The sequence below is a fragment of the Rhizobacter sp. P2_H3 genome, assembly GCF_056403355.1.
Genome location: NZ_JBFUFQ010000207.1, coordinates 1 through 10,222, shown reverse-complemented (window position 1 = coordinate 10,222; position 10,222 = coordinate 1). Strand labels below are relative to the sequence as shown.

Here is a 10,222-nt window from a genome sequence, read left to right as displayed (position 1 = left end):
GCGACGGCGCGGTCAGCGTGATCGGCGGTGTCGAGCGCGAGATCAACGTCTATGTGCGGCCGGCCGCGCTCGATGCGCTGGGCCTGAGCGTCGACCAGGTCGTCGCCGCGGTGCGCAGCGAGAACCAGGAGCTGCCGATGGGCTCGATCCGCACACGCGAGCAGGAGCGCGTCGTGCAGATCAATGCGCGGCTGAAGCGGCCGGACGACTTCCGCGAGATCATCGTCGCCCGCCGCGGCGCGAACGGCGGCAATGCCGTCAAGCTGTGGCAGGTGGCCGACGTGGTCGACGGCCCGCAGGAGATCGAGAGCCTCGCGCTCTACAACGGCCAGCGCACCGTGCTGCTGTCGGTGCAGAAATCGCAGGGCGAGAACACCATCGAGGTGGTCGACGGGCTGAACAAGGCGCTGGCCGAATCGGCCGCACTCACGCCGCCGGGCGTCAAGGTCGAGGTCAACCGCGACAACTCGCGCGGCATCCGCGTCTCGGTGGCCAACGTCAAGCGCACGCTGTTCGAGGGCGCGGCGCTCACGGTGCTGATCGTGTTCCTGTTCCTGAACTCCTGGCGCTCGACCGTCATCACCGGCCTGACGCTGCCGATCGCGCTGATCGGCACCTTCCTGTTCATGTACGTGTTCGGCTTCACGATCAACACCATCACGATGATGGCGCTGAGCCTGTGCGTCGGGCTGCTGATCGACGACGCGATCGTCGTGCGCGAGAACATCGTGCGCCATGTGCAGATGGGCAAGAGCGCGCACCAGGCCGCGCTGGACGGCACCAACGAGATCGGCCTCGCGGTGCTGGCCACCACRCTGTCGATCGTCGCGGTGTTCCTGCCGATCGGCTTCATGGGCGGCATCGTCGGCAAGTTCTTCCACGAGTTCGGGCTGACCATCGTCGCGGCGGTGCTGATCTCGATGTTCGTCAGCTTCACGCTCGATCCGATGCTGTCGAGCATCTGGCACGATCCGCAGGCCCACGGCGTGCACCACGGGCCGCCGGTGACGCTCTACGACAAGACCATCGGCCGCGTCACCGGCGTGTTCGACCGCTTCACGCAGTGGCTGTCGCACGCCTACCAGGAGATCCTCGGCTGGGCGCTCGCGCACAAGCTCGCGACGCTCGGCATCGCGCTCGCCACCTTCGTCGGCAGCTTCTTCCTGATCCCGGTGCTCGGCGCCGAGTTCGTGCCGAAGGCCGACTTCTCCGAGACGCAGGTCAACTTCTACACGCCGGTCGGCTCGTCGATCGAGGTCACCGAGATGCGCGCGAAGCAGGTCGACGCGATGCTGCGCGAGATGCCCGAGGTGCGCCACACGGTGACCACGATCAACAGCGGCAACGCGCTCGGCAAGATCTACGCCTCCACCTACATCCGCCTCGTCGACCGCAAGGACCGCAGCCGCAACCTGAACGAGCTCAGCGTGCCGCTGCGCGAGCGGCTGTCGCGCATCCCCGGCATCACCGTCACCAACATCGGCCCGACCGACCTCGGTGGCGGCAAGAGCCTGCAGTTCTCGATCCAGGGCGCCGACCTGGCCGAACTCGCGCGGCTGTCGGCCCAGCTCGACGTGAAGCTGCGCGCCATTCCCGGCCTGGTCGACCTCGACACCACGCTGAAGCCCGACAAGCCGACCGTCGCGATCGACGTGAAGCGCGACGCCGCCTCCGACGCCGGACTGAACGTCAACGCGCTCGCCAACAGCCTGCGCACGCTGGTGGCCGGCACCACGGTGGGCAACTGGCGTGCGCCCGACGGCGAGAACTACGACGTGAACGTGCGCCTCGCGCCCGACAGCCGCAACACGCTGGAAGACCTGCAGCGCCTGCCGATCAACGTCGCCGCGGCGGCCGACGGATCGGCGCGCTCGGTGCGGCTGTCGCAGGTGGCCGACATCACGCCGTCGACCGGCCCGAACCAGATCAACCGGCGCGACCTGAACCGCGAGATCAACATCGACGCGAACGCCTACGGCCGCAGCTCCGGCGACGTGTCGGCCGACATCCGCCGCGCGCTCGACACCATCGCGTGGCCGCCCGGCTACCGCTACGTGTTCGGCGGCTCGACGAAGAACATGAACGAATCGTTCGCGTACGCCGTGGGTGCGCTGGCACTGGCGGTGGTGTTCATCTACATGATCCTCGCGAGCCAGTTCCGCAGCTTCCTGCAGCCGCTCGCGCTGATGAGCTCGCTGCCGCTGACGCTGATCGGCGTGGTGCTCGCGCTGCTGATGTTCCGCTCGACGCTGAACATGTTCAGCATCATCGGCATCGTGATGCTGATGGGGCTGGTGACGAAGAACGCGATCCTGCTGGTGGATTTCGCGATCCGCTCGCGCGCCGGCGAGCACCGCGGCGAGCACGGGCTCGACCACGACGAGCCGCCGATGACCCGCGAGCAGGCGCTGCTGCATGCCGCCGAGGTGCGGTTGCGCCCGATCCTGATGACGACGCTCGCGATGATCTTCGGCATGGTGCCGCTGGCGTTCGCGCTGTCCGAGGGCTCGGAGCAGCGCGCCCCGATGGGCCAGGCGGTGATCGGCGGGGTGATCACCTCGTCGCTGCTGACGCTGGTGGTGGTGCCCGTCATCTACTGCTATCTCGACGACCTCGCGACATGGGCCAGACGCAGGTGGGCGCCCCCTAAAATGCCGGGTTTGCCCCAACCCCAGCCTGCTTCCGGAGGAACGCCGCCATGAACGTCGAACAAGCCCGCTTCAACATGATCGAGCAGCAGATCCGCCCGTGGGACGTGCTCGACCCCGGCGTGCTGACGCTGCTGGGCGTGATCAAGCGCGAGGATTTCGTGCCCGCCGCCTACCGCGCGATGGCCTTCATGGACACCGAGGTGCCGCTGCCGGGCGGCCAGCAGATGCTGGCGCCGCGCGTCGAGGCCCGGCTGCTGCAGGAACTGAACGTGCGCCGCCACGAGCGCGTGCTGGAGATCGGCGCCGGCTCGGGCTACATGGCCGCGCTGCTGTCGCACAAGGCGCGCCAGGTGGTCACGCTGGAGATCGTGCCCGAGCTGGCCCGCCTGGCCGCCGAGAACCTGCGCCGCGCCGCGGTCGCGAACGTCAACGTGGTCGAGGGCGACGGCTCGAAGCGGCTGCCGACGGCCGGTCCGTTCGACGTGATCCTGCTGTCGGGCTCGGTCGCCGCGGTGCCGCAGGCGCTGCTGAACGAGCTGAAGGTCGGCGGCCGCCTCGCCGCGATCGTCGGCCAGGAGCCGGTGATGCGCGCGACGCTGGTCACGCGCGTCGGCGAGGCCGAGTTCCGCAGCGTCGAGCTGTTCGACACGGTCGCGCCGCGGCTGCTGGGCTTCGACGAGCCGTCGCGCTTCCATTTCTGATCGGCACAGGACACACCGCGACATGCAACAGGTTCGAGTCACCGACGTGCACGCGCTCCTCGCGAGCTTCGGCCCCGACACCCGGCCGGTGATCCTGGACGTGCGTGAGCCGTGGGAGGTGCAGACCGCCGCGCTCGCCGTGCCGGGCGTGCCCACCGTCTGCATCCCGATGCGCGAGATCCCGCAGCGCCTGGCCGAGCTCGACGCGGCGCAGCCCATCCTGGGTTTGTGTCACCACGGCATGCGAAGTCTGCAGGTCGTCGCATTCCTCGAGCGCGAGGGCCATGCCGACGTGTACAACATCGCCGGCGGCATCGACGCGTGGTCGCGCGAGGTCGACGCGTCGGTGCCTCTCTACTGATTCCTGATCACCCATCCCGCAAGGAACGTCCCATGTCCGCTGTGTCCCTGACCCGTTTGCCGAAGCCGAGCCGCCTGATGCTGGCCTGCGCCGTCCTGTTCGGTGCCGTGCCCTTCGCGCAGGCGCAAAGCCTCGCCGAGCTCTACGACACGGCGCGCGGCTACGACGCGACCTACCTGGCGGCGAAGGCGCTGGCCGAGTCGACGCAGTCCCGGGCCGACCAGGTGCATGCGCTGCGCCGGCCGAAGGTCCAGGCCCAGTTGCAGGCCGGCCGCAGCGACAGCGAATCGCCGGCCAGCGGCGATTCGACCGGCACCTCGACCACGGGCGAGCTGAGCGCGTCGCAGACGCTGTTCAACCGCGCCAATGACAAGTCCATCGACCAGGCCGACCTGGGTGTCGAAGTCTCGCGCGCCGACCTGGAGACCGCCGAGCAGGAGCTGATCGTGCGCGTCGCGCAGACGTATTTCGACGTGCTGGCGGCGCAGGACGCGCTGGCCACCGCACAGGCCAACAAGAACGGGATCGCCGAGCAGCTGGCCTCGGCGAAGCGCAACTTCGAGGTCGGCACCGCGACCATCACCGACACCCGCGAGGCGCAGGCGCGCTTCGACCTGGCCCGGGCGCAGGAGATCGCGGCCGACAACGACCTGCGCACCAAGCGCATCGCGCTCGACCAGTTGGTCGGTCGTGACGGCGTCACGCCGAAGCCGCTGGCGACCCCGGTCGCGCTGCCGGCCACGGCACCGGACAACGTCGAAGCCTGGGTGTCGCAGACCGACACCGCGCCGACCGTGCGCCGCGCGCAACTGGGCTACGACATCGCGAAGCTCGAGACCGAGAAGGCGCGTGCCGGCCACCTGCCGACGGTCGACCTGGCCGGCAGCTACAGCCGGGGCCACGCCTCGATCACGAAGCCGGTGGATGTGTCGGGCCGGACCACCGGCTCCAGCGTCGGGGTGACGATGACCGTGCCGCTGTTCGCCGGCTTCGCGATCCAGAACCGCGTGAAGGAAACGCTGCAGCTCGAGGAGCAATCGCGCAACCTGCTCGACTCGGCGCGCCGCGGCACCGCGCAGGCGACGCGCCAGGCCTTCTTCGGCGTGCAGTCGGGCCAGGCGCAGGTGACGGCGCTGGAGGCGGCCGAGTCGTCGAGCCAGCTCGCGCTGGAAGCCACGCAGCTCGGCTACAAGGTCGGCGTGCGGGTGAACCTGGACGTGCTGAACGCGCAGACCCAGCTGTTCAACGCGCGGCGCGACCTGGCGAAGGCGCGCTACGACGTGCTGGTCAACAGCCTGAAGCTGCGGCAGGCGGCGGGGCAGTTGAAGCCGGATGACCTGCGGGCGTTGAACGCGCTGATCGCGCCCTGAACTCCTGGGGGCGCTGGCATGGGCGCGCGCAAAGGCGCGGGCGGGGGGTGTGGGGCTCGCCGGCCGGTGCGGTCATCGCCCCTGGCGGGGCAATGACTCCCCTGCGCCATCTGCTTTCATGAACCGTCGCCGAAACTCCCTCCACTCACTTCGTTCGTTGTGGTCAAACAGTCGGCGACAGTCAGTTCACGATCGCGCTTCGCGCGGGGCCATCAAACTGCACAGCTCCGGCGCCCCGTCCTAATTGGCGCTCCCCACACCCCCCACCCCCGCCTTTGCCGAACCAGTGGCTTGATGCGCAGAAAACATGCATGACGCCCCCCCGGGTGCCAACCCGGGATCAATCCCCTTTTGTTCGCTTGTCATCCCCGAAAGGCAGGGCGGTGGCAGAAGGCGGGTGCGGGGAGTCTGTGGAGCGCCAATCAGGACGGGGCGCCGGAACTGGCTGATTTCATGGCCCGCGTGCGCCAGCACGCTTCGTGAACTGACTGTCGCCCACTGTTTGACCACAACGAACGAAGTGAGTGGCGGGAGTTTGGGCGACGGGCCATGAAATCAGTCAGTGGAGGGCAGTCATCGCCCCCAGGGGCGATGACCGCACCGGCCGGCGAGCCACAGACTCCCCGCACCCGCCTTCCGCACCAATGCGTCAAATGCGTTCGGGCGGCACGGGCACGGCAGCTTCGTGGCGCACGATCGTATGCATCACGCGTTGCGGGAACGGAATATCGACCCCCTCCGCATTCAGCACATCCAGCACCGCCAGGTGCACGTCCGACTTGACCTGCCCCTGCCCGTTCTCCGGGTCGCGGATCCAGAAGTTGATCGTCAGGTCCATGCCGTCGGCCGCGAAGTTCGACAGCTGCACCCCCGGCCCCGGGTCGGCGATCACGCGCTCGACCTTCAGCAGCGCCTCGACCAGTTTCGGCTGCAGCGCCCGCACGTCGGTGCCGTAGGCCACCTGCACCATCGTCTGCACCAGCACCCGCGGGTCCTCCAGCGACAGGTTCTCGACGCGCTGCGTGATCAGCATCTCGTTCGGCACCACCGCCTCGCGCCCACCCAGCGAGCGGATCACCGTGTAGCGGGTGCGGATGTCGGTGACCCGGCCCTCGAAGTTGTCGACCTTGACCATGTCGCCGATGCGCAGCGAACGCTCGGCCAGGATCACGAAGCCGCTGATGTAGTTGGCCGCGATCTTCTGCAGGCCGAAGCCGAGACCGACACCGACCGCACCGCCCAGTACGCTCAACGCCGTCAGGTTGATGCCGACCGCCGACATCGCGAACAGCAGCCCGACGAACAGCAGCAGCGCCCGCACGATGTTCGACACCATCTTGCGCATCGACAGGTCGTTGCCGGTGCCGTGGATGATCTTGCGCTCGATCGCCGACGACAGCCACAGCGCCAGCACCATCACGACGCCGGCCGTCAGCGCGCCCTCGATCATCGTGCGCAGCGAGACCATGCCGCCGGCGATCTGCCAGCGCACGCTGTCGAGCTCCTCCAGCACCGCCGGCATCACGCCGGTGATCCACAGCACGACCGCGATCCACGCGAGCCACGAGATCGTGCGCTCGGTCGCGCGCATCCAGGTGGAATTGGGGAACGCCGCCGACAGCACCCGCACCGCGAAGCGGATCAGCGCGAGCGACAGCAGGATCGGGATCGCGACGCGGAACACCGCGACCTTCACGACGCCCATCAGGACGTGCCGGGCGACCACGGCGAGCACCAGCGCGACCAGCGGGAACAGCACGCCGTCGACCACGTTGCGGCCGAACAGCACCGCGCCGTTGACGCGCAGCACGCGCCGCAGCGCCATGCACACCAGCCATGAAACACCCAGGCAGCCCAGCAGCACCGCCGCCTCGGTCAGCGCGCTGCGGGTGGCCAGGTCGCGCAGCAGTTCGTTGAAATCTTGTACGCCCAGGGACGAATCCATCGGTGAATCGCTCTCTTCTTGTGTCGATCGGGAATGGCCGCCGTGCAGCCAGGAGGTCAAAGGTCGGCCAGCACCCGCAGGTGCGCCGCCACGCTGCGCGCCAGCGCGCCGAGCGCATAGCCGCCCTCGAGGCACGACACGATGCGCCCGCCGGCATGGCGGTCGGCCACCGCCTTGATGCGGCGCGTGAGCCATTCGTAGTCGGCCTCGACCAGGCCGAGCTGGCCGAGGTCGTCCTCGCGGTGCGCATCGAAGCCGGCCGAGATGAACACCATCTGCGGCTTGAATTCTTCCAGCCGCGGCATCCACATCGCCTCGACGATCTCGCGCATCTCGGCGCCGCGGGTGTACGGCGGCAGCGGCAGGTTCAGCATGTTGTCGCCCTTGGGCACCTCGCCGCAGTACGGGTACAGCGGGTGCTGGAAGAAGCTGACCATCAGCACGCGCTCGTCGCCGGCGAGGATGTCTTCGGTCCCGTTGCCGTGGTGCACGTCGAAATCGACGACGGCCACGCGCTGCAGCCCGCGCACGTCGAGCGCATGGCGCGCCGCGATCGCGACGTTGTTGAAGAAGCAGAAGCCCATCGTCTCGTTGCGCGTGGCGTGGTGGCCGGGCGGGCGCACCGCGCAGAACGCGTTGTCGACCTGGCCGTCGAGCACGGCATCGGTGGCGGCCACCGCAGCGCCGGCGGCGCGCTGCGCAGCGCGCCAGGTGCCGGCGTTCGCGACGGTGTCGGGATCGAGCGCGCGGCTCTCGCCGGACGCCGCCAGTTCTTCGAGCACAGCCCGCAGCTCGGTGACGTACAGGCTCTCGTGCGCGAGCGTCACGTCGTGCAGGTCGACCAGCGGCGCGTCGCGGTGCTCGAGCGCCATGTCGAGGCCGGTCGCCAGCAGGTGGTCGCTGATCGCGTCCAGGCGCTGCGGGCACTCGGGGTGGCCGCGCCCCATGTCGTGCTGCCGGCACTCGGGATGGCTGAAGAACGCAGTGGGCATCGGTGTTCTGAGTCCGGAATCGCGGCAGTTTGAGTTAAGGTGATTGCATGAGCACGGACCTGTTGAAAGCCCTTCCCCACCTGAACCGCCTGATCGACCAGATTAGCACGATCATCGTCGGCAAGCGCCCGCAGATCCGTGACTGCGTGGCCTGCCTGCTGGCCGGCGGCCACCTGCTRATCGAGGACGTTCCCGGCGTCGGCAAGACCACCCTCGCGCACGCGCTGGCGGTGTCGCTCGGGCTCAAGTTCTCGCGCAGCCAGTTCACCGCCGACCTGCTGCCCACCGACCTGATCGGCGTCAGCATCTACGAGCGCAGCAAGGAGGCCTTCGTGTTCCACCCCGGCCCGGTGTTCGCGCAGGTGCTGCTGGCCGACGAGATCAACCGCGCCGGCCCGAAGACGCAGAGCGCGCTGCTCGAGGCGATGGAGGAGCACCAGGTCAGCATCGAGGGCGAGACGCGCGCGCTGCCGTCGCCCTTCTTCGTGATCGCGACGCAGAACCCGACCGACCAGCTCGGCACCTACCCGCTGCCCGAGTCGCAGCTCGACCGCTTCCTGATGTGCATCACGCTCGGCTACCCCGATTACGCGAGCGAGCGAGCGCTGCTGGCCGGCATCGACCGGCGCGAGGCGATCGGCGCGCTGGGCGCGGTGATGACGCCGCAGGACCTGCTGGCGGCGCAGCAGGACGTGCTGCGCGTGCATGCCTCCGACGCGCTGCTCGACTACCTGCAGGCGCTGATCGGCGCGACGCGCAGCGGCGCCTGGTTCGTCGACGGGCTGAGCCCGCGCGCCGGCATCGCGGTGCTGCGCGCCGCCAAGGCGCACGCGCTGCTCGATGCGCGCGACTACGTGGCCCCCGACGACGTGCAGGCGATCCTCGCGCAGACGATCTCGCACCGGCTGGTGCCGGTGGCCGGCGCCGGCCGCGGCGCGCGCGAACAGGTGCGCGCGATGATCGAGTCCATCCCGCTGCCCTGATCCCTCGCCCACCCGACGCCATGCAGGCCGCCGACGCGCTGAAGCTCCCGCTGCGCCCCTTCGCGCTCGCCGCGGCCGCGGTGCGCCAGCGCTTTCGCGCCTGGTGGCAGGCCCGGCTGCCGCACACCGACACGCTGCTGCTGACCCAGCGCAACGTCTACATCCTGCCGACCCGCGCCGGGCTGATGTTCGCGCTGACGCTGATGGTGCTGCTGGTCGCGTCGATCAACTACCAGCTGAACCTCGGCTACGTGCTGACCTTCCTGCTGGCCGGCAGCGGCATCGTCTCGATGCACCTGACGCACAACACGCTGCGCGGCATGACGCTGCACCTGCGCTCGCCGGCGGCGGTGTTCGCCGGCGACCCGGCACCGCTCGCGGTCACGCTGACGAGCCCGGCGGCCGAACGCTTCGGCATCGGGCTGCGCCTCGAATCGGCCGATGCGGCGACGCTGACCTGGGCCGACGTGCCGGCCGGCGGCCAGTCCGCGACCCACGTCAGCTTCGTGCCACAGGCGCGCGGGCTGCACCCGGTGCCGGCGATCAGCATCGAGACGCGCTTTCCGCTCGGCCTGTTCCGTGCGTGGGCGGTGTGGCGGCCGGCGGCCCAGGTGCTGGTCTACCCGCGCCCCGAGCGCCCGCCGGCCCCGCTGCCGCCGGCACATCCCACGCCCGGCGGCCCGGCCACCGGGCGCCGGGCCGATGGCGGCGAACTCGAAGGCGTGCGCGGCTACCGGCGCGGCGACCCGCTGAAGCTGGTGGTCTGGAAGAAGGCCGCGCGCAGCCTCGAGACCGGCGGCGAGCTGGTCAGCCGCGACACCACCTCGACGGTGCAGCAGCAGCTGTGGCTCGATTGGCAACGCTGCGCCGGCCTCGCCCCCGAAGACCGGCTGTCGCGCCTCGCCGCCTGGGTGCTGTCGGCCGAACGCGCCGGTGCCGACTACGGCCTGCGCCTGCCCGGCCTGCAGATCGAGCCGGCGCAGGGCGAGCTGCAGCGCCGGCGCTGCCTGGAGGCGATGGCGCTGTGGCAATGAGTTCACGACCATGAATGCCCTGCTGCCCCGCTGGCCCGGCTGGCGCCACCTGCCGCGCGACACCCGCGACACGCTGTTCCTGCTGCTCGTGATCGCGTGGACCGTGCTGCCGCACCTGCTGCACCTGCCGCCGTGGTGCGCCGTGCTGACCGCCGGCGTGCTGCTGTGGCGCGGCCGCGTCGCGC

The 10,222-nt window shown here is 69.7% G+C and carries 8 protein-coding genes; 6 read left to right on the top strand and 2 right to left on the bottom strand.

Translation table 11 applies throughout. The annotated features are described in order from the left end of the window. From AC1D1T_RS25795 to AC1D1T_RS25780, 4 genes are all read left to right on the top strand, one after another. The coding region (locus AC1D1T_RS25795; RefSeq protein ID WP_477992747.1) for an efflux RND transporter permease subunit at nt 1–2,702 on the top strand (2,702 nt) is incomplete at its 5' end. Continuing rightward, nucleotides 2,699–3,352, top strand: a complete 654-nt coding sequence (locus AC1D1T_RS25790) for a protein-L-isoaspartate O-methyltransferase family protein (protein ID WP_477827949.1) — start codon at nt 2,699–2,701, stop codon at nt 3,350–3,352. The genes AC1D1T_RS25795 and AC1D1T_RS25790, both read left to right, overlap by 4 nt. A gap of 22 nt (nt 3,353–3,374) precedes the next feature. Beyond that, the gene (locus tag AC1D1T_RS25785; protein ID WP_477827950.1) at nt 3,375–3,713 is read left to right on the top strand and encodes a rhodanese-like domain-containing protein; all 339 of its coding nucleotides are present in this window, start codon (nt 3,375–3,377) and stop codon (nt 3,711–3,713) included. A 32-nt stretch (nt 3,714–3,745) separates the two neighbouring features. Next, complete coding sequence (locus AC1D1T_RS25780; RefSeq protein WP_477992746.1) at nt 3,746–5,083, top strand: TolC family outer membrane protein; 1,338 nt, start codon at nt 3,746–3,748, stop codon at nt 5,081–5,083. Between the two features lie 649 nt (nt 5,084–5,732). Here AC1D1T_RS25780 and AC1D1T_RS25775 read toward each other — a convergent pair. Continuing rightward, nucleotides 5,733–7,028 carry a mechanosensitive ion channel family protein gene (locus tag AC1D1T_RS25775; protein ID WP_465111690.1) on the bottom strand — a complete coding sequence of 432 codons (1,296 nt, stop codon included), beginning with the start codon at nt 7,026–7,028 and terminating at the stop codon, nt 5,733–5,735. Nucleotides 7,029–7,084: 56 nt separating this feature from the next. Continuing rightward, on the bottom strand, nt 7,085–8,020 hold the full coding sequence (locus AC1D1T_RS25770; protein ID WP_047513261.1) for a histone deacetylase family protein: 936 nt from the start codon (nt 8,018–8,020) through the stop codon (nt 7,085–7,087). Nucleotides 8,021–8,067: 47 nt separating this feature from the next. Here AC1D1T_RS25770 and AC1D1T_RS25765 point away from each other — a divergent pair, with 47 nt between their 5' ends. Both AC1D1T_RS25765 and AC1D1T_RS25760 read left to right on the top strand, forming a co-directional pair. Next, entirely contained in the window at nt 8,068–9,003 is a 936-nt protein-coding gene (locus AC1D1T_RS25765) for an AAA family ATPase (RefSeq protein ID WP_052213191.1), read from the top strand. 20 nt (nt 9,004–9,023) lie between these two features. Next, nucleotides 9,024–10,037, top strand: coding sequence for a DUF58 domain-containing protein (locus AC1D1T_RS25760; RefSeq protein WP_052213192.1), 1,014 nt, complete (start codon nt 9,024–9,026; stop codon nt 10,035–10,037). The last annotated feature ends 185 nt before the right edge of the window (nt 10,038–10,222 follow it).

Excerpts from the sequence above, each read along its gene's own strand:
- AC1D1T_RS25790 (WP_477827949.1), top strand. The coding sequence starts at position 2,699 with ATGAACGTCGAACAAGCCCGCTTCAACATGATCGAGCAGCAGATCCGC.
- AC1D1T_RS25785 (WP_477827950.1), top strand. The coding sequence starts at position 3,375 with ATGCAACAGGTTCGAGTCACCGACGTGCACGCGCTCCTCGCGAGCTTC.
- AC1D1T_RS25780 (WP_477992746.1), top strand. The coding sequence starts at position 3,746 with ATGTCCGCTGTGTCCCTGACCCGTTTGCCGAAGCCGAGCCGCCTGATG.
- AC1D1T_RS25775 (WP_465111690.1), bottom strand. The coding sequence starts at position 7,028 with ATGGATTCGTCCCTGGGCGTACAAGATTTCAACGAACTGCTGCGCGAC.
- AC1D1T_RS25770 (WP_047513261.1), bottom strand. The coding sequence starts at position 8,020 with ATGCCCACTGCGTTCTTCAGCCATCCCGAGTGCCGGCAGCACGACATG.
- AC1D1T_RS25760 (WP_052213192.1), top strand. The coding sequence starts at position 9,024 with ATGCAGGCCGCCGACGCGCTGAAGCTCCCGCTGCGCCCCTTCGCGCTC.